Raw genomic sequence first — 23,954 nt, 5'->3', positions numbered from 1 at the left:
CCCGAGGGGCCCTCCTGACGCGAGGTCAGCCGACGTGCACCACGTCGTGCGTCTCGGCGAAGTGGCAGGCGCTCTCGTGCGCCGTGCCCGGACGGATCTGCAGCAGGGGCTCCTCCTCCGCGCAGATCTCCTGGGCCTTCCAGCACCGCGTACGGAACCGGCACCCGCTGGGCGGGTTCGCGGGCGAGGGCGGGTCACCCTGGAGGATGATCCGCTCGCGCTGCTCGCGCCCCTCGGGGTCGGGCACCGGCACCGCCGACAGCAGCGCCTGCGTGTACGGGTGGGCCGGCCGGTCGTAGATCTCCGTGTCCTTGCCCAGCTCCACGAACTTGCCCAGGTACATCACGCCCACCCGGTCGGAGATGTGGCGCACCACCGACAGGTCGTGGGCGATGAAGATGTAGGCCAGGTTGAACTCGTTCTGCAGCCGCTCCAGCAGGTTGATGACCTGCGCCTGGATCGACACGTCGAGCGCGGAGACGGGCTCGTCGCAGACGATGATCTCCGGCTGCAGCGCCAGCCCCCGGGCGATGCCGATGCGCTGCCGCTGGCCACCGGAGAACTGGTGCGGGTAACGGTTGATGTGGTCGGGGTTGAGCCCCACCACCTCCAGCAGTTCCTGCACCTTCTTGCGCCGGTCGCCCTTGGGGGCGACCTCCGTGTGGATCTCGTACGGCTCACCGATGATGTCGCCGACGGTCATCCGGGGGTTCAGTGAGGTGTACGGGTCCTGCATCACCATCTGGATGTTGCGGCGCATGGCCTTGAGCTCGCCGCCCTTGGCCTTGCCGATGTCCCGGCCGTTGATCTTGACCGAGCCCGAGGTGGGCCGCTCCAGAGCCATCAGCACCTTGGCGAGCGTGGACTTGCCACAGCCCGACTCGCCCACGATGCCCAGCGTCTCGCCCTTGTTCAGATCGAACGACACGCCGTCGACGGCCTTGATCGCGCCGATCTGCTTCTTGAAGAGGATCCCCTGGGTCAGCGGGAAGTGCTTGACCAGATCGCGTACCTCGAGGATGCGCTCACTGCCGTTCGCCATCGAGGACCTCCCTCCAGTAGTGGCAGGCGCTGCCACGCGTGCCGCTGATCTCGTAGAGCGGGGGGACGTCGGTCACGCAGTTGTCCTGCCGGTACGGGCACCGGGGATGGAACGCGCATCCTGACGGCAGGTCCAGCAGGTTGGGCGGCAGGCCCTTGATCGCGTACAGGTCCTGGCCCTTCTGGTCGACCCTGGGGATCGAGTCCAGCAGGCCCTTCGTGTACGGGTGCGCCGGAGCCTTGTAGATGTCGTACACGGGGGCCTTCTCCACGATGCGGCCTCCGTACATGACCGCGATCTTGTCGGCCACGTCGGCGACGACGCCCAGGTCGTGGGTGATCAGGATCAGGCCCATCTGGCTCTCGCGCTGCAGCTCGGCCAGCAGTTCCATGATCTGCGCCTGGACGGTCACGTCGAGCGCCGTGGTCGGCTCGTCCGCGATCAGCACCTCGGGGTCCAGCGCGATCGACATGGCGATCATGATGCGCTGGCGCATGCCCCCGGAGAACTGGTGGGGGTAGTCGTGGACGCGCTGCCTGGCGGCCGGGATGCGGACCCGGTCCATCAGCTCGACGGTCCTCTTCAGGGCGTCGGACTTGGACATGCCCCGGTGCACCCGGAACATCTCGCTGATCTGCCAGCCCACGGTGAAGACCGGGTTGAGCGCGGAGAGCGCGTCCTGGAAGATCATCGCGATCCGCTGGCCGCGCACCTGCGTGCGGGCCTCCTCCGACAGCTTGAGCAGGTCGGTGCCCCTGAAGCGGATCTGCCCCTTGGGGATGACCGCGGGCGGCATGTCGAGGATGCCCATGATGGCCTGGGCCGTCACGGACTTGCCCGAACCCGACTCGCCCAGCACCGCGAGCGTCTCACCGGGGCTGACCGTGTAGCTCACGCCGTTGACCGCTCGTACGACACCTGCCCGCGTACGGAACTCCACGTGCAGGTCCTCGACCGCGAGCAGCGGTTCGTCGCCCAGCCCTCCCTCGGCGGGCAACACATCCGAAGACGTCTTCTTCACTTGATCCCCCCTTCTACCTGAGCTTCGGGTCGAGCGCGTCGCGCACGGCGTCGCCCATCATGATGAACGCGAGCACCGTGATGCTCAGGAACACGGCCGGGAACACCAGCGGCAGCGGAGCCTCCAGGAACCTGTTGCGCGCGTCGGCGATCATCAGGCCCCATGAGATGTCCGGCGACTGCACGCCGACACCCAGGAACGACAGCGCGGCCTCGGCCGCGATGAAGCCGCCCAGGTTGATCGTGGCCACCACGATGACGGGGGCCAGCGAGTTCGGCAGCAGGTGGCGGAACATGATCCGGCTGGAGCCGGCGCCCAGTGCCCTGGCCGCGACCACGAAGTCCTGGTTCTTCGCCGTGATCACCGCGGCCCGCATGATGCGGAACACCATCGGCCAGCCGAGCACCGCCAGCGCGAGGATCACCAGCAGGATGCTGTTGGCCCGGCCGCGGAACGTGGCCGCGATCAGCAGCGCGCCGAGGATCGGGGGGATGGCGAAGAAGATCTCCGTGACCCGCGAGGACACCGTGTCGACCATGCCGCTGCGGAACCCGGCGATGATGCCGAGCAGGCCGCCCACGAACGTGGTGATGATCGTGGTGAGCACGCCGATCACGATGGAGTTGCGGGCTCCGTAGATCGTCCTGGCGTAGACGTCGCAGCCCAGGTTGTCGCGGCCGAACAGGTGGCCCGCGCTGGGCCCCTGCCGCGCCGTGGACAGGTCACAGGTCCTGGCGACGGTCGGGTCGATCGAGCTGAACAGCCAGGGCATGGCCGACATGACCAGCAGGACCAGAACGATGATCACCGAGAGGATGAACATCGGCCGGCGCCTGAGGTCGTACCACGCGTCGGTCCACAGGCTGGCGGGCTTGCCGCCCTTGGCCCGCTTGCCCGCGCGCCGCGGCGACGGTGCGGGAACCGTGTCCGGGACCAGCGTCTGCGTCTCCGGGAGCCCCGGCCCGACCGGCGGGGTTGGGTTACTCATAGCGGATCCTCGGGTCGAGCACGGCGTACAACAAGTCGACGACCAGGTTGGCCAGGATGTAGATCAGCACCAGCACCGTGATGATGCCCACCACGACCGGTTGTTCTCGCAAGTAAACCGACTGGAAGAGCTGATTGCCAATTCCCTGGAGATTGAAGATCGTCTCCGTGATCACCGCGCCGCCCATCAGGTTGCCGAGGTCGGCGCCCAGATAGGTGACGAGCGGGATCAGCGCGTTGCGCAAGCCGTGCCGGCCGATGACGCGCCGCCTGGACAGGCCCTTGGCCGTGGCCGTCCGGATGTAGTCCGCTCTCAGGGTCTCCACCAGGCTGGTCCTGGTGAGCCTGGTCAGGTACGCGATCGACGTTCCCGCGAGCACGAAACCGGGCAGCAGGTAGCTGCGCCAGCCCGCGAAGGTGCCCGCCACGGGAAATATGTCGAGTCCCGTCCACTGCTTGAGCTTCACACCCAGCAGGAGCTGCAGCACGAAGCCGGTCACCAGCGTCGGGACCGAGATCAGCAGCAGCGTCGAGGCGAGGATCATGGTGTCGGTGGCCCTGCCGCGGCGCAGCGCCGCCCACAGGCCCAGGCCGACGCCGATGACGGCCTCCATCACCAGCGCGGTCAGGGCGAGGTTCAGCGTGATCTGGAACTTGCCCGCCATGATCTGGGACACCGGGATGTCGGCGAAGTTCACGCCGAAGTCGCCACGGAAGAGCACGCCGCTGATGTAGTACCAGTACTGCAGCAACAACGGATCATTGAGGTGATACTGCTCGCGCAGGACCGCGGCGACGGCGGGGTCCGGGCGCTTGTCTCCGAACAACGCCGCGATGGGATCCCCGGGCAGAGCGAAGACGATGCAAAAGATGAGTAGCGTGGCGCCGAGCAGGACGGGTATCGCCTGGATCAGTCGCCTAATGACATATCGGCCCATTCAAGCCCTCCGGTACATACTTGGAGGCAGCCCCCTGAGTCCGTGGTTTACCCGGCCCGAGTGACTGCCTCCAAGCTCGGCCATCCAACGGGTGGGCGGCAAGTGCCGCCCACCGCGCGAATGACGTCAGGCCTTCTCGACGTCGGCCCAGTTGATCTGGTTGAGCAGGTTGAGCTTGACGTTCTTGACCTTCGTCGAGTGCCCGAAGTTGCTCCGGTAGAAGTAGATCGGGATGTACGGCAGCTCCTTCAGCAGGATGTCGTCCGCCTGCTGGTAGAACTTCAGGCCCTCGTTCGCGTCCGCGGCCTGGTCGCCCTTGGCCATCAGCTCGTCGAACTCCTTGTTGGAGTAACCGCCGTAGTTGGAGCCCGTCTCGATGGCGCCGGTGTTGAAGATCGGGGTCAGGTAGTTCTCCGCCGAGGGGTAGTCGATGGCCCAGCCCATGCGGAACAGGCCCTTGTACTCCTTGGCGTCCAGGGCGTCCAGGATGCCCTGGAACTTCTCGAACGGCTTCGGCGTGACCTCGATGCCCAGGTTGGCCCGCAGGTTGTTGGCGACGGCCTCGATCCACTCCTTGTGGCCGCCGTCTGCGTTGTAGCCGAGCTCGATGGTCTTGGGGCCGTTGGCGGCCTCGTACAGCTTCTTGGCCTCGGCCGGGTTGTACGTGCACGCCTCGCAGGCGCCCTGGCGGTAGCCGGGGATGGCCGGGTTGATGAAGTCGTCGGCCGGGGCGCGGGTGCCGGAGAAGACCGTGTCGGTGATCGTCTTCCGGTCGATGGCCATCGAGATGGCCTTGCGCACGTCGACGCTCTCGAATTCCTTGTTGTACTTCAGCGGCACGCCGATGTGGCCGATGGAGGCGTCGGGCTCGTCGAAGTAGCGGTCACCCAGCACCGACTTCGCCGTGGAGATGGCGGTGGCCGGCAGGGAGTCGTGGATGTCGAGGTTCTCGGCCTGGAGGTCGTTCCACGCGGTCTCGGAGCTCGTGTAGACCTTGAACTGGAGCTTCGTCCAGCCGGCCGGCTTCTTGCCCGGGAACTTGTCGTAGACCGACAGCTCGATGGTCGGGTCGGTGCCCTTCTTGTAGGGCTTGTCCAGCTTGAACAGGCCCTGGCCGATCGGCTGCTCGCCGAAGGCCTGGGTCACCTTGCCGTCGGCGCCGATGGCGCTCTTGGGCATCGGGTAGAAGGCGGTGTAGCCCAGCATCGTCTTGAACTGCGAGAACGGCGCCGAGAGCGTGACCTCGAGAGTGGAGTCGTCGACGACCTTGAGACCCTTCATCTCCTTGGCCGTCGGCGTCTTGCCCTCACCCGGGTGCACGTCGGCGTAGCCGTCGACGCGACCGAAGAAGTAGGACGAGCCCATGGCGTTGTCCTGGAGGGCGGCGTAGTTCCACGCGCGCGCGTAGTCCGCCGCGGTCACGGGGGTGCCGTCGTGCCACGTGTAGCCGGACTTCAGCTTGATCGTCCAGACCTTGCTGTCCGACGTGGTGACGGACTCGGCGGCCTCTTCGACCGGCTGCTTGTTCTCGTCGTAGCTCACGAGCGGCGAGAACACCGCGGCGAGCACCTCGGAGCCCTCGGTCTCGGTCGTGTTCTGCGGGTTCAGGAGCTCCTGAGGCTCACCGATCTCCATGCGGACCGGCGTCTCTCCGCCGCCCGCGGCAGTGCCGCCGTTGTCCGTGGCACCGCCGCCACACGCGGCAACCGCGAGGGCGAGCAGCGCGGTACCGGCGACGATCTGTGCGCCCTTAGTAACACGCATGGTGAAAGAATTCCTCCCTCTACAGGTGGGCGCCAAGCGCTGAGCTGCGGTGATCGTGAGCAGCCTGACGGGGGGTTCCTGGTATCCCCCCGGATTTGGCTGACATGGTCAAACCAGCCGACGCCCTGCCAGTCGATCGCGACTATCCCTTACTACTTGCCACCAGCGAGTCTCTGGCGCGTTGCAGTTCGGTCACACGTGTGCCTATCCAGCGTCACAGACATTTAGCACACAGAGCATCAAACAGTGCAAACCAGCCCCAACGGGTAGGGCCTGGACGTGAACAGTCGATGAAAATTACCCCCTACATGACGGTGGTCGCGCCCTTGCCAGCACGCCCCGGCTCGCTGGGCTACGGTTGAGCAGGTCTTGACGACGCCTTGGAACCCGGCGTCCGAAGACTCCGTCCAACTGTCTGTCGCCAACCCGCGCGACAGGCACCCCACCGACCGGGATCCAATAGAGTCCTTGCCATGAGCCAGCCGGAATCCGCTGTCGCGGACGCCCAGGCGGGCGGCCGAAGCGGGCAGGAGCCGCTGGCCAAGCTCGCCAAGAGATACGGACTTCGCCGTGCCATCGCCCGGCCGAGGTTCCCTGTCTACGTGCGCCAGCTGTGGCAGCGGCGACACTTCATCCTGACGTACGCGACCTCGCGCAACGTCACGAAATACTCCAGCTCGGCGCTCGGCCAGCTGTGGCAGGTTCTGACCCCGCTGCTCAACGCCGCCATCTACTTCCTGATGTTCGGCGTCATCCTGGGCGGCAGCAAGGACATCCAGAACTACCCGGCGTTCCTGCTGACCGGGATGTTCATCTTCACCTTCACGCAGCGGACGGTCACCGCCGGCGCCAAGTCGATCTCGAGCAACCTGTCGATGATCCGGGCGCTGCACTTCCCGCGCGCCTCGCTGCCGCTGGCCTACACGATCCAGGAGCTCCAGCAGCTCGCCATCTCCATGGGCGTGCTCCTCTCCCTCGTGGTCGCCACCCAGGAGTGGCCCACGTGGCACTGGTTGATGATCCCCGTGGTGCTCGCGCTGCAGACGATGTTCAACGTCGGCGCCGGCCTGGTGGTCGCCCGGCTCGGGGCCACGATGCGCGACCTCAACCAGCTGCTGCCGTTCATCACCCGCACCTGGCTCTACGCCTCGGGCGTGTTCTTCTCGATCCAGGACAAGGTGGTTGAGGCCGCACAGTTGCCCCAGTGGGTGGCCAACGTGATGTACCTCAACCCGGCGGCCTCCTTCATCGAGTGGATGCGGGAGATCCTCATCAAGACCCACAACCCCGAGTTCGGCCACCACCCGCCACCGATGGTGTGGATGTCTTGCGTATTCTGGGCGGTGTTCGCACTCGGCTTCGGCTTCTGGTACTTCTGGCGGTCCGAGGAGAGGTACGGGCGTGGCTGAACTGACCAAGGAGCTGTCACAGGTGAAGGGCGACAAGCCCGCCGACCCCGGCAAGGATGTGAGAGTGCATCCCAACCCGGAGCCCCCGGGCAAGCGGCCCCTCGACGTCCCCACAGGCACTCCCACCGTCATCGTCGACGATCTCCACATCGTCTACCGCGTCTACGGGGCGGCCTCGGACAACGAGAAGGGCAACGCGGTCAACGCCCTCACGCGCATTCTGAAGCGTCAGGGGCGCCCGCAGATGAAAGAGGTCCACGCGGTCAAGGGCGTGACCTTCGTGGCCTATCACGGCGACGCCATCGGCATCGTGGGGCGCAACGGGTCGGGCAAGTCCACGCTCCTGCGCGCCATCGCGGGCCTGCTGCCCCCGCACAAGGGCGCCGTCTACACCGACGGCCAGCCCTCGCTGCTCGGCGTCAACGCGGCCCTCATGCGCGAGCTGACCGGCGAGCGCAACATCGTCCTCGGCTGCTACGCCATGGGCATGACGCCCGCCGAGGTCAGGGAGAAATACCAGGAGATCGTCGACTTCTCCGGCATCGACGAGTTCGTCCAGCTGCCCATGTCCACCTACTCCTCCGGCATGGGCGCCCGCCTGCGCTTCGCCATCTCCTCCGCCAAGACCCACGACGTCCTCCTGATCGACGAGGCCCTGGCGACCGGTGACCGCGAGTTCCGCAAGAAGAGCGAGGAGCGCATCCGCCAGATCCGCGAGTCGGCCGGCACGGTCTTCCTCGTCGCCCACGACCTGCGGGTCATCGAGGAGACCTGTAACCGGGTCATCTGGCTGCACAAGGGCAAGATCAAGATGGACGGCGACCCGAAGGAAGTCATCTCCGCCTACAACAAGGGCTGACCCGTCCGAGGGGCCTTCCCATCTGTTACGCGGTGCCGTGGCGTGCCACCCGCCGCACTTCGGCCGATGGCCCTCCATGCAACGGTCACTGGCCCTTCAGTGGCGTGCCGCCGTTACGCGAGCCCAGGTTGCCCGGCTTCGTGGTGGTTCGATGTTCGATCTTGTGTGCGAAACTGCGGCGACCCATGGGGCAAATGACTGACACCGAGCCTGCCGTTCCGATAGGATTCGAACGTCAATTCGATCCGGGGAATGGTGATGGAGTGGGGGCGCGCCATGGGAGAGCTTGCGGCCGCGATTGACCACCTGGACACCGAGGACGTGTCCGAGATCCCGAGAATGCAGCTCGCCGAGCAGTTGATCGAGTTGCACTGGCAGATGGCCCGGCTGCAGGCCCAGATCGCCCGCCGCACCGGCGTCCGCCTCCCCTGAGGCCACCCGGACCGGCGACCCCCCAGACGCGGGCAGTTCCACACGGCCGTCCGACACCGGCCCGCGCGATGGCGACCCACTGGACACGGGTCGTTCCGCCGGCGGCCGCACGACAGCGGGCCCGTTCGACTCCGGCCGGCGAAGCCCGCGGGTGGCCGGGGAGTCGTGTGGGCGGTCCTGTGCGGCCCGTAGGGCCTGGCTCCGGTCTCCGGACAACGGCGGCCGGGAGATCACGGCCGCAAGAGCTTCTCGGCGCCTCGCACGGCTGTCCTGGGTGGGCGGCGATTCAGCCCTCGGGCGGGCAAGGAGGCGCGCGTGACGGCGGCCCGCCACGTGGCGGTCAGCGGGCGTATTCCTGGAGGCCACCAGCCACGTGCGGCGGGTGGCGGTGACGCCGGCTCCGCCGTAAAAGATCGTTTCTGTAAAAAGAGGGGATCATGAAAAGGCCGCCGGCCCCGGGGTGGGGCCGGCGGTGGGGGCTCGCGCGGCGCCGCTGCCCTGCAGTGGCGGCGCGGTACGCGAGCGCGCCCTGGGCGCGGGCGCGTCCGCCCGGGCCCGAGATGAGACCGCCCGCTTGCGCGGGGGACCTCGCAACCCACGCGCGTCAGTGCCTCGGGCGCCCGGCACCTTTGGGCGCCCCGTCGGCCTGCCGCGTCAGCGCGACGGCGTCCCAAGAGGCAGGGCCCCGGTCCTGAGCTCCGGACCGGCGGGCCCCGACCGGGGGACCCCGTTGGTGAAGGGGCCCCGGGCAAGGGGATACACGCCGTCAGGGAACTGCTGGGGCGCGTGAACGGGCCGCCTCGTCGCCGGCGGGGCCGGTGCCCGGGCGTCGGCACCTAGGACGCCCGCGAACCGTCCTGCCGGCCCTCGGCCGACCTCGTTCATCAGCGCCTCCATCGCGTCCTAGTCGCGAATCCAGGAGTTCCGCACCGAGCTCGTCAGCGCGTCGGTGGTCCAGCCGAGGGCGGTGATCACGTCGCTGTAGGAGCCTGCGGCCTTGGTCCCGGTGGCCGTGACGAAGGCCGAGGAGTCCTCGACGAGCGGGGTGAGCTCGTCCATGGAGGCGGCCTGGGAGGTGGCGGGCAGGACCTCGACGACCGGCGCCATCTCGGCGGGCGCGACCTGCCCGATCACCGGGGACAGCTGACCGCTCGAGGCGTGCGGCAGCGCGCGCCGGGCGGCCTCGGAGAGGCCGGCCACGACGGTGTCGGCCGACAGGGACTCGACACCCTTGGTGGTGCCGTTCATGGTCTTGGCCGTGGCGGTGCTGGTGTCCAGGACGCTGGCGCCGGAGGCCGGCAGCAGGTTGGCGCCGGGCAGCCCGGTCGTCGCGCCCCCGACGGGCGACCCCAGCATGCCGGTCATGGAGCCGACGGTGCCGTGCACGGTGGTGTCCGGGGCCAGGAGCTCGCCCTGGCCCTGCTTGGACGCCTTCACCGAGGGCATGCCGGGCTGCGCCATGCGCGCCGCGCCCGACAGGACCGGCAGCGACTCGGTCAGGCCGCCCCCGCCGAGCGGGATCCCCGCGACGATGGGCGACAGTTCGGGCAGCGGGCCTCCGCCGCGGAGGACGTCCTCGGCCGCGTTGGCCGAGCTGCCGGGCTCGGCCTGGTTCTCGCTGGCGGCGTCACGCTCGGCCTCGGTCATCTGGCCGCCCGGGTGGGCGCCGGACTTGGGCTTGGAGCCGCCGAGCAGGCCGTCCAGCACGCCGCCCCCGACCAGGCCGCCCAGGAGGCTGCCGAGTGGGCTGCCGGCTGCAGCTGTGGTGCCTCCGCCCGGGCCGTCGATAGGAGCGTACCTGGCGGTGTTGTATTGAACTTCCGCTTGAGCTGGCACGGCCATCGCCGCAGCCGCCAAGCCGAATGCTGTGACGGCAATCGCCGTCTTGACTACTCGATTCATGATTGCCTTCCCGGCTCGTGATCGATCGCTCTCGAATGCGGTGGAAATGCGAATCGATAACCCCCGTATGCCGTTGCGTGCGCGCTATGGGCACCACACTGAGCGTGCCGCCACGGCTGAGCTACGCAAGCAGTTCTATCACTCGGGTTGATCGGCCGCAGGCGCATGAATGCCCATGTAGCAGGGGTTTGCAGCCCGGTTACCGAGTAAAGGGGGAGCGTTGAGCGGGAAGACAAAACGGAAATAGGCGGGTCTTGTTTCCGATATTGCGCGCATACGCGCGGGCGCGTGGCCGAAGCGCGGAGGGCGCCCCGGCGGCCCGTGAACAAAGGGTCGTGAAAACAAATGTCACGGGCCGGGGGCGCCGGTTTTCGCCGGTCGCGGTGGACGCGCGCGGCCGATCAGATGGGCAGGAGAGCTTCCGCGGGTTCGAACGGAAAACGGTCGGCGAAGGCGGGACGCAGATCCGTCAGCCACACCGCGGACGGGTCGTAACGAGCGAAGAACGGCCGCCCCACCAGCGATGGGTCGCGGGCCTGGATGAAGTGGAGCACGAAGACCTGCTCCCCGGCGATTTCCATGACGCCGTCGACGCACACCTTGCCCGGCGTGGCCGACATCGACGGCCCGCGGACCGTGCGGCAGAGCCCCGACACGGTCGCGTACGCGTCCCTGAAGATCTCGTACGCCCGTGCCAGCGGCACCGCGAAGTAGTCCTGAGGCCCGGTGTCGCGCTCCACGAACATGTAATAGGGAATCATCCCCATCCTGAGCTGACGCCGCCACATGGCCGACCACACGTCCGGGTCGTCGTTGATGGACCTGATCAGCGGAGCCTGGGTCCTGATCGTGGCCCCGCTGCCGAGGATGCGCTCGACCGCCGACCCGACCAGCGGCGATTCCAGCTCGCGCAGATGTGAGAAGTGGGCCATGAACGCGAGGTTCTTCCCCGCGCCCACCACCTTTTCGAAAAGGCGCAACGTGTCGTCGGCGTCGGGGTCCGTGGTGAAGCGCTGCGGCCAGTAGGCCAGCGCCTTGGTGCCGATCCTGATGGATTCGAGCTGCTCGATCTCGATCAACGGGTCGATATATCGCCTGATCACCGGCTCGCCCATGATCATCGCATCGCCACCCGTGATCAGCACGCTGGTGACCTCGGGGTGCTGGCGGATGTAGCTCACCAGCTGGTCGATGTCGTCCGAGGCGAACTTCAGGTCCGCGTCACCGACGAACTGCGCCCACCTGAAGCAGTAGGTGCAGTAGGCGTGGCAAGTCTGCCCCTGCTTGGGGAAGAAGAGCACGGTTTCCGAATATTTGTGCTGCATGCCAGGAACCGGCTCATCCCCCATCTTCGGGACGTTGAGCTCCTTCTGGCCTGCGGGATGCGGGTTGAGCTGTGCGCGTACGCGGTTGGCCTCGGCCTGGATCTCGGTGTTGGGCGCCTCGGCCTTCAGCAGGTCGGCCAGGCGGGCGACGTCGGCCGCGGGCAGCATGTCCGCCTGCGGGAAGACGAGCCGGTATATGGGGTCGTCGGGGGCAGCCGACCAATCTATGAGTTCATCCACGACGTAGGCGTTCGTCCGAAAGGGCAGCACCGTGGCGACGGCGCGGACCTTGAGCCGCTCGTCGTCCCCCAGCCCCGCACGCTGCAGGAGCTGGTCGAGGTGCTTGGACGTGTACGCCCGGAAGCGTCGGGTGCCTGCTTGGTTCAAGATCACTAGGCCTTTCCCATCTTTTTTGTTCGATCGGGTGTAAACCTCACGACCCTGTCGCGCGTCTACGGTTCTTAATACCCGGACGCGCTTACCGGCGTCACCGGTTCCGCTGGGCTCCAAGTTTTCCTTGAGGTTCGGGACACTCGCGACATATCGCGTAGGGGCATAGACTGACTTATCGTGACCGATGACCCCGACCTGCGCGCCTCAGACGCCGACCGCGACCGCGTGGCCGCGGTGCTCGGCGAGGCACTCGCCACAGGAAGACTCACCAGCGTCGAGCACGCCGACCGCCTCGAGGTCGCCTACACGGCCAAGACGCTCGGCGAGCTCGTCCCCATCACCCGGGACCTTCCCGAGGTGTCCGCGTCCAGTGCGCCCGCCGCCGTCGAGCAGCAGGTGATCAGCTCCAAGTTCAGCAAGGTCGTCCGCAAGGGACGCTGGGTGGCTTCCCGGCACACCACGTTGTCGGCCAGGTTCGGGGCGCTCATCATAGACCTGTCGGACGCCGTGCTGCCTGGGCGCGAGATCACGATCCAGACGAGCGCCCGGTTCAGCAAGTTGATCGTCCGCGTCCCCGAGAACGCCCACGTGATCGACGAGGGCAGCTCGACCTTCGGCAAGCGCAACGTGACAGGCGGCTCCACGGGCGACGGGCCGCTGATCAGGCTCACCGGCTCCTCGATGTTCTCCAAGGTGATCGTCAGCCGCGGAAAGGACGACTGGAACCTGCACTAGGGCGTGGCCAGGACTGGAACGTGCTCTCAGGGGAACCAACAGGGCCTACCCGCCGGTTAACCTGGCACCTGCCTTGCCTGCGATGCGGACATACCGAGCCCGCGTTCCGGCCGAAGCCGTGACGGCGGGCTCGATGCCGTACGAGGTGATCATTGTCCGACAGCAGGCCCATCGCGCTCGACGCCATGGGCGGGGACCACGCACCCCACGAGATCGTGGCCGGGGCGGTGCACGCCGTGCGCGAGCGCGGCCTGGCCGTCGTGCTCGTCGGCTCGCCACGCGTCCTCTACGAAGCGCTCGCCGACCACGACGCCACCAAGGAGGTGCCGATCGTACGCGCCGAGGAGGCGCTGTCCATGGACGAGGGCGCGCTGGCCAGCCTGCGCCGGCCCCGCTCCAGCATCGCGGTCGCCTGCCACCTCGTACGCCGGGGCGACGCCGCGGCCGTCGTGTCCGCGGGCTCCACGGCGGGCATCGTGGCCACCGGCAGGCTGCGCCTCAAGGGCCAGCAGGGCGTGCTCAGACCGGCCATCGCCGTCGCCCTCCCCACCCTGCCGACCCCCGCCGTGCTCCTGGACGCCGGCGCCAACGCCGAGGTCAAGCCGGAGATGCTGGTGCAGTTCGCACACCTCGGAGCCACGTACGCCGAGCTCGCCCACGACATCCAGGACCCCAGGGTCGGCCTGCTCACGATCGGCAGCGAGGCCGAGAAGGGCAACAAGCTCGTCAAACGGGCCCACGAGCTGCTGCAGGGCTCCCCCGGCCTGAACTTCGCCGGCAACGTCGAGGGCCACGACCTGCTGACCGGCAAGGTCGACGTGATCACCACCGACGGCTTCACCGGCAACGTGGCGCTGAAGACCATGGAAGGAGCGGTCCGCTACGCGTTCGCCGAGCTCAGGGAGACGATCAGCGACAGCAGGCTGGCCCGGCTGGGCGCCGTCATGCAGCGATCGCGCATCCGCGACCTGCGCCGCCGCCTCGACGCCGAGGCGCACGGAGGAGCCGTGCTGCTCGGCCTGAACGGCACAGTCGTCATCGCTCACGGCGCCTCCAGGGCACAGGGGATCAGCGCCGCCTGCCGGCTCGCCGCGGACCTGTCGGCGGCCGGTGTCGTGCCCGCGATCGGCGACCGGATGACCTCCCAAAGTCGCTCCCACAGATTGTGGTGACCCCTTAGGGTGTGACCGATCCACAGATACGGGGGGTTATGTGGACGGGCTCACCTCGATGGCGCATGGCCTCACCTCGGCTCAGGCGGCGGTCGCGAAGGCGAACCACGTCCCGCGCCGGTCGAGCAGGTCGCTGAGCGCGATCGTCAGGGCGAACGTGTTCACCCTCTTCAACCTGGTCATCGGCGTGCTGTGGGCGCTGATCCTGGTCTTCGGCGCGTGGCAGGACAGCCTGTTCGGGCTGGTCATCGTGGCCAACGCGCTGATCGGCATCATCCAGGAGCTGCGGGCCAAGCGCACGCTCGACAAGCTCGCGGTGATCAACGAGGCTCCCGTACGCGTGCGCCGCGACGGCGGGGAGCGCGAGATCCACCCCCGCGACGTGGTCCTGGGCGACCTCATCCTGCTCGGCCCCGGCGACCGCCTGCTGGTCGACGGCGAGGTGATCGACTCCGACGGGCTCGAGGTGGACGAGTCGCTGCTGACCGGCGAGGCCGACCCCGTGCGCAAGCACCCGGGCGACCGGGTCCTGTCGGGCAGCTTCGCGGTGGCGGGCTCGGGGGCGTTCGTGTCCACAAAGGTGGGCACCGACGCGTACGCCGTGCAGCTCGCCGAGGAGGCCAGCAAGTTCCACCTCGCCCACTCCGAGCTGCGCGCGGGCGTGGCGAACTTCATCAAGTACATCACCTGGCTGGTCATCCCGATCGGCGCCCTGCTGATCTACAGCCAGCTGCACAACTCGGCCGACCTGCGCACCGCCATCACCGGCGCGGTCGCCGGCATCGTCACCATGATCCCCGAGGGCCTGGTGCTGATGACCTCGATCGCGTTCGCGGTCGGCGTCGTACGCCTGGGCCGGCGCAAGTGCCTCGTCCAGGAGCTGCCCGCGATCGAGGGCCTGGCCAGGGTGGACGTGCTCTGCCTGGACAAGACGGGCACGCTCACCGCCGGCGGCATGGACCTGGACCAGGTCCTCCCCGTACGCGACGGCGAGCCGGTCGAGGAGGCCCTGGCCGCGCTGGCCAACGTCGACGGCCACCCGAACGCCACCGCCGAGGCCGTCAGGGTCCGCTACCCCGCCGCCCCCGACGGCTGGACCGCCCGCTCCACCGTGCCGTTCTCCTCGGCCCGCAAGTGGAGCGGCGCCGACTTCGGCGAGCACGGCGCCTGGGTGCTCGGCGCGCCGGACGTGCTGCTGCACACCGGCGACACCTACGACAGGGCCGCCGAGCTGGCCGCCACGGGCACGCGCGTGCTGGCGCTGTGCCGTACCGACAGCCTGGCCGGGACGGAACGCGGCGAGGCGGCCGTCGAGCCCGTAGCGCTCATCACCCTCAAACAGCGCATCAGGCCCGACGCCCACGAGACCCTGCGGTACTTCGCCAAGCAGGGCGTGACGGTCAAAGTCATCTCCGGCGACAACCCGGTGGCGGTCTCGGCCATCGCGACGAGCCTCGACATCCCCGGCGGCGAGCGCTCGATCGACGCCAGGACGCTGCCGCACGACGACCCCGCCGCGCTCGGCGAGCTGCTGGACACCCACACCGTCTTCGGCCGGGTGACCCCGCGGCAGAAGCGGGAGTTCGTCACCGCGCTGCAGGCCCGCGGCCACACCGTGGCCATGACCGGTGACGGCGTCAACGACGTGCTCGCGCTGAAGGACGCCGACCTGGGCATCGCGATGGGCGCGGGCAGCCCCGCCACCAAGGCCGTCGCGCAGGTGGTGCTGCTCGACGACAAGTTCGCCACGCTGCCGCACGTCGTGGGCGAGGGCAGGCGGGTGCTGGCCAACATCGAACGGGTCTCCAACCTGTTCCTCACCAAGACCTTCTACGCGATCGTGCTGTCGCTGCTCGTCGGGGTGGCCGGGGTGGCGTTCCCGTTCGCGCCGCGCCACTCGACCCTGACCAACGCCCTGGTCATCGGCATCCCGGCGTTCTTCCTCGCGCTGGCCCCGACCCTTGAGCGAGCCAAGCCCGGGTTCGTGCCCCGGGTGCTGCGCTTCGCCGTACCCGCCGGGGTGCTGTGCGCGGCGGCGGTGCTGCTGTCGTTCTGGGCCGCGCACAAGAGCGCCGCCACGCTGCTGGAGAACCAGACGGCCGCCGTGATCACGCTCTTCCTCACCACGTGGTGGGTGCTCGTGCTCATCGCCAGGCCGCTGACCTGGTGGCGGGCGGCGCTGGTCGGATCCATGGCGGTGCTGTTCGCGATCGGCCTGACGCTGCCCTTCATCAGGGAGTTCTTCGCCCTCGAACCCGGCAACCTCGGCAACGACCTGACCGCCGTCGGCATCTCGATCTTGGCGGCCCTTATGACAAGCGTGGCGGTCAAGGTCGCCGGTACCCTTAGAACATGACCGACCCGCAGATAGTGCTCACCGAGCGCGTCCAGCAGGCGCTGGCCCGCGCGTTCGGCTCCGAGCACGCCGACGCAGATCCGCTGATCCGGCCCTCCCAGTTCGCCGACTTCCAGGCGAACGTCGCGATGAGCCTGGCCAAGCGCCTGCGACGGTCCCCGCGGGAGGTCGCCGAGGCCATCAGGGCGGAGCTGTCCGACTTCCCCGGCACGGTCGAGGTCAGCGGCCCCGGCTTCCTCAACATCACCCTCGCCGACTCGTGGATCGAGTCCGAGGCCCGCCAGATGCTGGCCGACCCGCGGCTCGGCGTCGGCACGATCACGCCGTCGCAGACCGTGGTGATCGACTACTCCGCGCCCAACGCGGCCAAGGAGATGCACGTCGGCCACCTGCGCACCACGATCGTGGGCGACTCGCTGGCGCGCCTGCACGAGCACCTCGGCAACACCGTCATCCGGCAGAACCACCTGGGCGACTGGGGCACGCCGTTCGGCATGCTCGTCGAGCACCTGCTCGACATGGGCGAGGAGGCCGCGGTCAAGCAGCTCGAGGCCGGCCAGGGCACCGAGTTCTACCAGGCGGCGCGGGCCAAGTTCGACAACGACGAGGAGTTCAAGACCCGTGCGCGGGTGCGGGTGAGCACCCTGCAGTCGGGCGACCCCGAGACGCTGCGGCTGTGGCACGTGTTCATGGACGCCACCGTGCGCTTCTTCAACAAGGTCTACGACCTGCTCGGCGTCACGCTGACCGACGCCGACATCGCCGGCGAGAGCATGTACAACCCGATGCTCCAGAAGACCTGCGACGACCTGGAGGCGTCCGGGACGGCGGAGATCAGCGACGGCGCGCTCTGCGTGTTCCCGCCCGGCTTCACCGGCTCCGACGACAGGCCGCTGCCGCTCATCATCAGGAAGAGCGACGGCGGCTACGGCTACGCCACCACCGACATGGCCGCCATCCGCTACCGCGTCAACGACCTCAAGTCCGACCGCATCCTCTACGTCGTGGGCAACGAGCAGGCGCTGCACTTCCAGATGGTGTTCTCGGCGGCGCGGCTGGCGGGCTGGCTGCCCGACACGGTCAAGGCCGAGCACGTGCGGATCGGCATGATGCTGGGCAAGGACGGCCGCCGGTTCAAGACCCGCTCCGGCGAGTCGGTCAAGCTGATGGACCTGCTCCAGGAGGCCATCGACCGCGCCGGCAAGCTGATCGAGGAGCGGGGTTACGACGAGGCAACCCGGCGGGAGATCGCCCACGCCGTCGGCATGGCCGCCGTGAAATACGCCGACCTGTCGGTCAGCCACGACAGCGAATACGTCTTCGATCTCGACCGCATGGTGGCCACGACCGGTAACACCGGCCCCTACATGCAATACGCGACGGCCCGCATCCGCTCGATCTTCCGTAGGGCGGGCATCGCACCGGCCGAGGCGACGGCCCCCATCGTGCTCGCGGCACCGGCCGAGCGCGCGTTGGGCCTCCATCTGCTGGGCTTCGGCGAGCTCGTCTCGCAGGTCACCGCCGACTCCGAGCCGCACCGGTTGTGCGCGTTCCTCTTCCAGACGGCGAGCCTGCTGAGCACGTTCTACGAGGAGTGCCCGGTGGTCAAGGAGGGTGTCGACCCCGAGACCCGAGCCCACCGGCTGGCCCTGTGCGCGCTGACGTTGCGCGTGCTGGAAACCGGCCTCGACCTTCTAGGCGTCCCTGTCCCCGAGCGCATGTAACAGGCAGTTGACTCAAAGTCTCCCGTTCCGTCGTGGGCGCGCCTCCACCGGGTTGGCGCGCCCCAACGGTTAGGCTTTACGCGGTCATGAACTGAGGCCGATTTGGGGGAGTTCTCTGCCTTGAGCACGGACCTGACTGCGAGCCCCCCAGCAGCGACCGAGTTGCATCGCTATGCCGAAGCGCTGCTGGCGCACCTCGCCGCCAAGGGCACCGCGCCTCCGGCCGCACCGAGCTTTCGCGACGTACCCGGCTACTGGCTGCCCCCGGCCGTCGAAGCGCTGGTCGCCATCCTCGCGGGCGAAGACCCGCTCGAACCGCTGAGCAGGGCCGCCGGCAGAGACCAGCAGCAGACCGCGCTCTTCCTCTGCCTGGCGCTGGCGGTGTCCGGGCAGGGCAGCCGCATCCACGCCTCCTGGCTCGGCACCGCCTTCGGCGAGCTGTCGCTCGACCGCCCGGTCTCCCACGGCCAGCGCTCGCTCTGGCTGGCCGCCGCCCGGGGGGCGTACGGCCCCGCCGGCAAGATCTTCGTGCTGCGCAAACTCGACGCGCTGGCCGTCCAGGAGCACGCCGACCCTCGTCAGTGGGTGCAGGCGATCGCGCCCGGCGAGCCCGCCGTGGTCGTGCCGCCGTCGCTGGTGGACTTCCCGGAGATGGCGGAGATCCCCGAGCTGGCCCGGCCCGCCGTGGCCGCCGCCCGCCTGGCCCGGCTACGCGGACGATGTGCGGAGATCACCTCGGCCCGGCAGACCGAGCACGACACCGCCACCCCGCTCGACAACGCCTCGGCCAGCCCCGCCGCGAGCTGGGCCGAGGACGAGCCGCTCGCCGTCCTGCGCGCGCTCATCGGCCAGGGCGGCAGCGCCGGGCCGATGGCCTTGCTGAGCTCCTACCTGCTCGACGACCTGCGCCCCGGCGCCGACCCGCACCTGGCCGCGATCGCGCTGCACGTGGCGGCGCCGATCCTGCGGGGCGTGGCCGAGGAGCTCGAGGCCGACAGCCGCCTGGAGCCGCCTGCCACGCTGACGGTGCCGCTGCTCGGCCACCGCATCCTTCTGCACCCGGAGGGTCCCGACCAGGCTTCGCTGGCCGCGGCCGAGGAGTCGATCGTCACCGAGGGCGTGGTGCCGCGCGCCCGCCCGTGGGCCGCCATGGTGCTGATCGTCGCGGGCGTCGCCTGCTTCATCGGCGCGGCCTTCGCCACCCGCCTGCTCGCCGCGGCCGCCGTGGCCATGATCGGCCTGGCCGGCTGGCAGCTCTGGCAGCGCCGCAAGCTCGTCGAGGCCGACGCCCGCTACGTGGCCGGCCAGGTCAGCGAGCTGAAGGAGCTGGCCGAGGGAGCAGTCTGGGCGCTACACGCGTACGCCCGCGAGTCAGACGCGCGCGCGAAGCAGGCCGCCGAGGACGCAGCCGAGCTGACCCGCCTGATCCGCCGCGGCCCCCGCGCCGCCCACTGACGGAACCTCAGAGACAGAACCTCAGGGGGAACACCACTCCTTGGGGGGAACACCACTCCGGACGGGATAAGCCGTCCTGGGCTAAGCCGCTTCCCCCAGGACGGGACGGGAGAAAAGCCCCCTGGCAGGACAGGAGGAAGGCTCCGCAGACCGGACGCGGGGGTAAGGCTCCCCGGACCGGAAGGCCGCTTTCTGGGCACGACACAGAGGCGGCCATTCCGATAAAACCCATCAAACCGCCCACCACAAGCACGATCTCACGAAGCCCGAGCCCTCCCCTGGCCGGCCCCGCCCGAAGATCCGCGCTCGGAACGGGGCTGGCCTAGGTGGTCTCGATCTCCACGTGAGCCGGCGCGAGCAGGAAGACGCGCTCGGCGATGCGCTCGATCCGCCCCTCACACCCGAAAGCCAGGCCGGCGGCGAAGTCCACCATCCTGGTCGCCTCGGACATCGACATGCCCGTGACGTCCATGATCACCGTCTGCCCGTCACGGAAATGCTGACCGATCAACGGTGCGTCGTTGTACTTGAGCGGCTGAACCATCACGATCCGCGACGAGTCGACGTTCGCGCGCCACCGCCGGGCGGCCCGCTCGGTCGCGGGGACGTACTCGTCCTCGTAGTGCTCGTCGTCGTCATAGCCCTCGTCGTAGTGATCGACCCCGCTCAGGCCAAGGTAGCTCACCACCTTGCGCACTGCCCCCATCGGCTTGTCCTTTCCTCAGGAACTCACCGTAATCGGCACGTCCCTACACATTGGACGGTAACCGACGATTCCGCATTCGCCACGCGACACGCCCAGCCCTAATTCCATTTTGTACGGCTTGCAGCCTGCTTGCAGCTGGATATCCGACCCCCGTATACCATCGGCCACATGCGCCTCTTCACCGTCGACGCCTTCACCGGCACAGCTTTCAAGGGTAATCCCGCAGCGGTCTGCCTGCTGGACTCTCCGGTTTCTGACCGATGGATGCAGAGCGTAGCCAACGAGATGAACCTCTCCGAGACCGCCTTCCTGCTCGGGGATTCGCTGCGCTGGTTCACTCCGGCGGTAGAGGTTACGCTCTGTGGGCATGCCACTCTCGCGACCGCCCATGTGCTCTATTCGACCGGTGCGGCGACGGGCCAGCTGGAATTCAGCACGGCCAGCGGGACGCTTACCGTGAATCGGCGCGCCGACGACATGATCACAATGGATTTCCCGGCCAAGGTGGTGACCCCGGCCCCGGTTCCGACCGGCCTGGAGAAAGCACTCGGGGTCACACCGGTGCGAGTCGGTAAAAGCCACCTCGACCTGCTGGTCGAGGTGGAGTCAGAGGCAACGGTACGATCGCTGACCCCCGACATCGCCGCCCTGGCCGCCGTGGACGCGCGAGGCGTCATCGTCACGGCACCGGGCAAGGAGACCGACTTCGTCTCCCGCTTCTTCGCCCCGAACGTAGGCGTACCGGAGGACCCGGTCACGGGCTCGGCCCACTGCGCGCTGTCCCCGTACTGGTCGGCGCGTCTGGGCAGAGAGTCCCTCGTGGGCGCCCAACTCTCGGCCCGAGGCGGCCTCGTCCACGTCACCCACGCCGGCGACCGCGTCCACCTGGCCGGGCAAGCGGTGACCGTCATGTCCGGCACGCTGCACATCTAGGGGCGCGCTTCAGTAGACGTTCAGCCAGTCGCTGATCGCCGCAACGGCGACACCCGCTTCGCAGCGTACGGCGCGGTGCCTGCTTGCCGTGAGGCAATGCCGACGTTCGCGCTGAGCCGGCGAGCCGACCTCCTGCACCCCTGAACGCCTCGACGCACACGCTCGCCACCGTCCCGCCGCCATGTGCGTCCGCACGCACTATCCCCACCGCCATGTGCATCCGCACAGCTCCCCTCGCCCCCTCCGCCGCCATGTGCATCCGCACAGGCGGCCGGGACACCTTCCTGCCAGATCTTCATCACGCACGCTGAGAAGATTCCACGAACCTCGATTTCCACCGCGGCCCCACCGGGTAGAAACCGGTATGTCCGCCTTGCGGGTCCAACTGAGAGTCCGGGGAGGTGGAGGTGGCGGTTGTCCTGATCATCTTGGCGGCGGTTCTGGGAGCGGTCGTCATCGCCGCAGTCGTGGTCGGAGAGCGGACACAGGCCGAATTCCGGCGCAAAGCGCGCGAGCAGGAGGACACCGAACCGGACTACTACGAGATCGCCCACCTGGTTGGCGGTCCCTCGCGCGTGGCCGACACCGCGATCGGGTTACTGGCCGAGCAGGGCCGCATCCGTGTCTCCCGGGGCAGCACACTCCACCGCGTGTCCGGAATGGCGCCCGCCGAGCATCCCCTGGAACAAAGGGTGTTCAAGATGCTGCGCCGACGAGCGGAAGACCGGACGGCGTACAAGATCAGAGAGGCTCTGGCCAAGAGCGAGGAGGTCGCCGAGGTCGAGTCGCGACTGGCCGACCGGGGCTTGTTGATCCTGGGCTACTCCCCCACCGTAACGTTGCGCCAGTGCAACAGCGCGCTCGCCGTAATCCGCGTCCTCGCGCCGCTCGGCATCGTGGTTACCGGGATCACGATGCTGGTGACAGGCACGCCGCAGGCGATGATGCCCGGCCTGGTGGGGTTCGTCGCCTGCTGGGTCATCGCCCTCGCGGCCAGAACCCTCTACGCCACGGATCCCTACATCCGTTACTCTCGCGAGGGACGCCGCCACCTGAAGAAGGCATTACGCAGGCGGACGTACGACTCCGACACCGACGCGATCGCCATGCCGCTGGCATTGCACGGACTGGGCAAGATCAGCGATCCCGTCGTGTTCGTCGAGCTCATAGCCCCTCCACCCCAGCCCGAGAAATCGCACGGCAGCCGCCGGTCCGACGCGGGCTCCTGGTCCGGCGGCAGCGACAGCAGCGGCACTTCCACAGTCGGAGGGGGATGCGGAGGGGGCTGTGGCGGGGGATGCGGTGGCGGGGACTGACCCCGTACACATGCGGTGACCACAAACGTCCACCGAAATGACCGTGCCCCGGGAGCCGCCCGACTCGGAGAATCAGCGTGACCCCGGCAGCTGTAGCCCCATCGTCAGTCCTCACCCAATGGGGCTTCCGATTCCAGGCCAAGTACAGCCGTGGCAGCACGGACACCGATCACAGCACCGCTGACCGCCAGCACCGACAGGCCAGCCAGGGCGCCGTGGTAACCACCGCCACCAAGCCCCGTCCGCACCTCCGAGCGCGCGCTCGTTCGCACGCTCGCCCGCACCTTCGTCCGCGAGCAAGTCTTTGTCATCCTGCACGGTTCACGCCGCCACAACTGCCGCCGCAGCGCGACGCCGGCACCAGCTGGCGTAGGCACGCCCACGACCAGGATGCCGATCCAAAGCGCTGTCGCCGCGCATCGTGGTGGGCGTGCGCACTCGGGCCACAGGGTCGCGCAGCAGTCGTACGGCCCCACCGAGGTTGCCGACGGCACCCAGAGCCAGGGCCCCATACGCGAGTACCGGCCGCCGGACATCAACTCTGTGATCGTGGACCCTGACGCACAGACCGCAACGGTGAGCGGGAAGCTCGTCAGCCCGCAAGAGCGCTGACCCCGTGAGCCCTCTGTGGTCATCGAACCGGGTCGAGTTTCCGAGACCGCGTGACGCCTGCCGCAGCGCACGGGCTCCAGGACCCACGTGGGATCTCCGAGACCGGCGGAGGCGAAGTCGAGACCATGCTCTCGATGCCGGACGCGAGCCCTCGGGCACCCGAACCGGCCAGGGCGAGACCTGGCACCGGCCGGAGTCGATGTCGGCTACCGCATCGACCTCATCCCCCGCACGATGGACCGGGCGACACAGACACCCAAGGACGCCCACCCACTAATCACCAAGTCCTCAAGCCACGGGCCAGGAGAACCTTCGTCGACCGAACCAGCCGGCGCGGGGGCCATATCCGGCTGTGCAAATTCGCCTGGTGAATCGAGGCCAGCTGCAACATCCGCGCCTACGCTACGACGCACCCACGTCTTTCACCACGCGAACGACCACGCAATCGTAGGACACCGAGCAATTCGAAGCCGCCCACCACTGAACTCGGCCACGCAGCCGTTACCAAAGCCATCACGAAGGCCAGGGTCCCGAGCCCACTCCCGGACACGCAGCCCCGGATCATGCCGAAGCCTCTCGCCCCGGTGCTGCTTCCCACGGACCTACCGAACAGCGAAAAGACATCAAGCACCCACCTGACAGCCCAGCCGACAGCCAGAAGGCCAGAAGGCCAGAAGGCCTCCACTCGGGAAGCGTAAAGCTCTACAAACGCAGAAAGGGCCCCGACGCGTTGGCGTCGGGGCCCTCCCAAAAGATTGTCCGGCGGTGACCTACTCTCCCACACCCTCCCGAGTGCAGTACCATCGGCGCTGAGAAGCTTAACTTCCGGGTTCGGAATGTAACCGGGTGTTTCCTTCCCGCCATAACCGCCGT

At 68.3% G+C, this 23,954-nt stretch carries 18 protein-coding genes and 1 rRNA gene; 10 read left to right on the top strand and 9 right to left on the bottom strand.

Features of this window, described 5'->3' with window-relative positions; translation table 11 throughout:
* Positions 1-25 precede the first annotated feature (25 nt).
* The 5 genes from ACTWPW_RS50465 to ACTWPW_RS50445 all read right to left on the bottom strand — a co-directional run bounded on the left by ACTWPW_RS50465 (position 26) and on the right by ACTWPW_RS50445 (position 5,752).
* Positions 26-1,042, bottom strand: coding sequence for an ABC transporter ATP-binding protein (locus ACTWPW_RS50465; RefSeq protein ID WP_375118736.1), 1,017 nt, complete (start codon positions 1,040-1,042; stop codon positions 26-28).
* The gene (locus tag ACTWPW_RS50460; protein ID WP_364135580.1) at positions 1,026-2,063 is read right to left on the bottom strand and encodes an ABC transporter ATP-binding protein; all 1,038 of its coding nucleotides are present in this window, start codon (positions 2,061-2,063) and stop codon (positions 1,026-1,028) included. Before ACTWPW_RS50460 ends, ACTWPW_RS50465 begins: the two co-directional genes overlap by 17 nt.
* Before the next feature lie 13 nt (positions 2,064-2,076).
* Positions 2,077-3,051 carry an ABC transporter permease gene (locus tag ACTWPW_RS50455; protein WP_375118735.1) on the bottom strand — a complete coding sequence of 325 codons (975 nt, stop codon included), beginning with the start codon at positions 3,049-3,051 and terminating at the stop codon, positions 2,077-2,079.
* Positions 3,044-3,988: an ABC transporter permease gene (locus tag ACTWPW_RS50450; protein WP_364135586.1), complete on the bottom strand. Its 945-nt coding sequence runs from the start codon at positions 3,986-3,988 to the stop codon at positions 3,044-3,046. The genes ACTWPW_RS50455 and ACTWPW_RS50450 overlap by 8 nt, the downstream gene beginning before the upstream one ends.
* A 126-nt stretch (positions 3,989-4,114) precedes the next feature.
* Entirely contained in the window at positions 4,115-5,752 is a 1,638-nt protein-coding gene (locus tag ACTWPW_RS50445) for a peptide ABC transporter substrate-binding protein (RefSeq protein ID WP_375118734.1), read from the bottom strand.
* A 473-nt stretch (positions 5,753-6,225) separates the two neighbouring features.
* On the opposite strand from ACTWPW_RS50445, the gene ACTWPW_RS50440 reads away from it, so the two are divergent.
* From ACTWPW_RS50440 to ACTWPW_RS50430, 3 genes are all read left to right on the top strand, one after another.
* The gene (locus ACTWPW_RS50440) at positions 6,226-7,161 is read left to right on the top strand and encodes an ABC transporter permease (RefSeq protein WP_364135591.1); all 936 of its coding nucleotides are present in this window, start codon (positions 6,226-6,228) and stop codon (positions 7,159-7,161) included.
* A complete protein-coding gene (locus ACTWPW_RS50435; protein ID WP_364135594.1) occupies positions 7,154-8,020 on the top strand; it encodes an ABC transporter ATP-binding protein in 867 nt (288 codons plus the stop codon). The genes ACTWPW_RS50440 and ACTWPW_RS50435 overlap by 8 nt, the downstream gene beginning before the upstream one ends.
* Before the next feature lie 276 nt (positions 8,021-8,296).
* Positions 8,297-8,452 (top strand): hypothetical protein, encoded by a 156-nt coding sequence (locus ACTWPW_RS50430; protein WP_364135597.1) that lies wholly within the window; start codon positions 8,297-8,299, stop codon positions 8,450-8,452.
* A gap of 903 nt (positions 8,453-9,355) precedes the next feature.
* Here ACTWPW_RS50430 and ACTWPW_RS50425 read toward each other — a convergent pair.
* Both ACTWPW_RS50425 and ACTWPW_RS50420 read right to left on the bottom strand, forming a co-directional pair.
* The gene (locus ACTWPW_RS50425; RefSeq protein WP_443173063.1) at positions 9,356-10,288 is read right to left on the bottom strand and encodes a hypothetical protein; all 933 of its coding nucleotides are present in this window, start codon (positions 10,286-10,288) and stop codon (positions 9,356-9,358) included.
* Positions 10,289-10,755: 467 nt separating this feature from the next.
* Positions 10,756-12,072, bottom strand: a complete 1,317-nt coding sequence (locus tag ACTWPW_RS50420) for a KamA family radical SAM protein (RefSeq protein ID WP_375118732.1) — start codon at positions 12,070-12,072, stop codon at positions 10,756-10,758.
* A gap of 177 nt (positions 12,073-12,249) precedes the next feature.
* On the opposite strand from ACTWPW_RS50420, the gene ACTWPW_RS50415 reads away from it, so the two are divergent.
* The 5 genes from ACTWPW_RS50415 (at position 12,250) to ACTWPW_RS50395 (ending at position 19,514) form a co-directional block, all read left to right on the top strand.
* Positions 12,250-12,807, top strand: coding sequence for a DUF1707 SHOCT-like domain-containing protein (locus ACTWPW_RS50415; RefSeq protein ID WP_375118731.1), 558 nt, complete (start codon positions 12,250-12,252; stop codon positions 12,805-12,807).
* 152 nt (positions 12,808-12,959) lie between these two features.
* On the top strand, positions 12,960-13,979 hold the full coding sequence (gene plsX, locus ACTWPW_RS50410) for a phosphate acyltransferase PlsX (protein ID WP_443173062.1): 1,020 nt from the start codon (positions 12,960-12,962) through the stop codon (positions 13,977-13,979).
* Positions 13,980-14,019: 40 nt separating this feature from the next.
* Entirely contained in the window at positions 14,020-16,335 is a 2,316-nt protein-coding gene (locus ACTWPW_RS50405) for an HAD-IC family P-type ATPase (RefSeq protein WP_443173061.1), read from the top strand.
* A complete protein-coding gene (gene argS, locus ACTWPW_RS50400) occupies positions 16,332-18,059 on the top strand; it encodes an arginine--tRNA ligase (RefSeq protein WP_443173060.1) in 1,728 nt (575 codons plus the stop codon). The genes ACTWPW_RS50405 and argS overlap by 4 nt, the downstream gene beginning before the upstream one ends.
* Positions 18,060-18,179: 120 nt before the next feature.
* On the top strand, positions 18,180-19,514 hold the full coding sequence (locus ACTWPW_RS50395; protein ID WP_443173059.1) for a hypothetical protein: 1,335 nt from the start codon (positions 18,180-18,182) through the stop codon (positions 19,512-19,514).
* A gap of 322 nt (positions 19,515-19,836) precedes the next feature.
* Here ACTWPW_RS50395 and ACTWPW_RS50390 read toward each other — a convergent pair whose 3' ends face one another.
* The gene (locus tag ACTWPW_RS50390; protein ID WP_043633494.1) at positions 19,837-20,220 is read right to left on the bottom strand and encodes a cell division protein SepF; all 384 of its coding nucleotides are present in this window, start codon (positions 20,218-20,220) and stop codon (positions 19,837-19,839) included.
* Between the two features lie 168 nt (positions 20,221-20,388).
* Here ACTWPW_RS50390 and ACTWPW_RS50385 point away from each other — a divergent pair, with 168 nt between their 5' ends.
* Together ACTWPW_RS50385 and ACTWPW_RS50380 are read left to right on the top strand one after the other, a co-directional pair.
* Positions 20,389-21,153: a PhzF family phenazine biosynthesis protein gene (locus ACTWPW_RS50385; RefSeq protein WP_443173058.1), complete on the top strand. Its 765-nt coding sequence runs from the start codon at positions 20,389-20,391 to the stop codon at positions 21,151-21,153.
* A gap of 407 nt (positions 21,154-21,560) precedes the next feature.
* Complete coding sequence (locus ACTWPW_RS50380; protein ID WP_443173057.1) at positions 21,561-22,469, top strand: TIGR04222 domain-containing membrane protein; 909 nt, start codon at positions 21,561-21,563, stop codon at positions 22,467-22,469.
* 1,369 nt (positions 22,470-23,838) lie between these two features.
* On the opposite strand, the gene rrf is transcribed toward ACTWPW_RS50380, so the two are convergent.
* Positions 23,839-23,954: ribosomal RNA gene (gene rrf / locus ACTWPW_RS50375) — 5S ribosomal RNA — on the bottom strand.

This window comes from Nonomuraea sp. KM90, assembly GCF_052246675.1.
In the GTDB taxonomy this organism is placed as follows: domain Bacteria; phylum Actinomycetota; class Actinomycetes; order Streptosporangiales; family Streptosporangiaceae; genus Nonomuraea.
This window is presented reverse-complemented; position numbering and strand designations above follow the sequence as displayed.

Bases quoted from the DNA above. Each gene is read 5' to 3' on its own strand.
- argS (WP_443173060.1), top strand. From the start codon at position 16,332: ATGACCGACCCGCAGATAGTGCTCACCGAGCGCGTCCAGCAGGCGCTG.
- ACTWPW_RS50385 (WP_443173058.1), top strand. From the start codon at position 20,389: ATGCGCCTCTTCACCGTCGACGCCTTCACCGGCACAGCTTTCAAGGGT.
- ACTWPW_RS50465 (WP_375118736.1), bottom strand. From the start codon at position 1,042: ATGGCGAACGGCAGTGAGCGCATCCTCGAGGTACGCGATCTGGTCAAG.
- ACTWPW_RS50455 (WP_375118735.1), bottom strand. From the start codon at position 3,051: ATGAGTAACCCAACCCCGCCGGTCGGGCCGGGGCTCCCGGAGACGCAG.
- ACTWPW_RS50430 (WP_364135597.1), top strand. From the start codon at position 8,297: ATGGGAGAGCTTGCGGCCGCGATTGACCACCTGGACACCGAGGACGTG.
- ACTWPW_RS50450 (WP_364135586.1), bottom strand. From the start codon at position 3,988: ATGGGCCGATATGTCATTAGGCGACTGATCCAGGCGATACCCGTCCTG.
- ACTWPW_RS50440 (WP_364135591.1), top strand. From the start codon at position 6,226: ATGAGCCAGCCGGAATCCGCTGTCGCGGACGCCCAGGCGGGCGGCCGA.
- ACTWPW_RS50445 (WP_375118734.1), bottom strand. From the start codon at position 5,752: ATGCGTGTTACTAAGGGCGCACAGATCGTCGCCGGTACCGCGCTGCTC.
- ACTWPW_RS50390 (WP_043633494.1), bottom strand. From the start codon at position 20,220: ATGGGGGCAGTGCGCAAGGTGGTGAGCTACCTTGGCCTGAGCGGGGTC.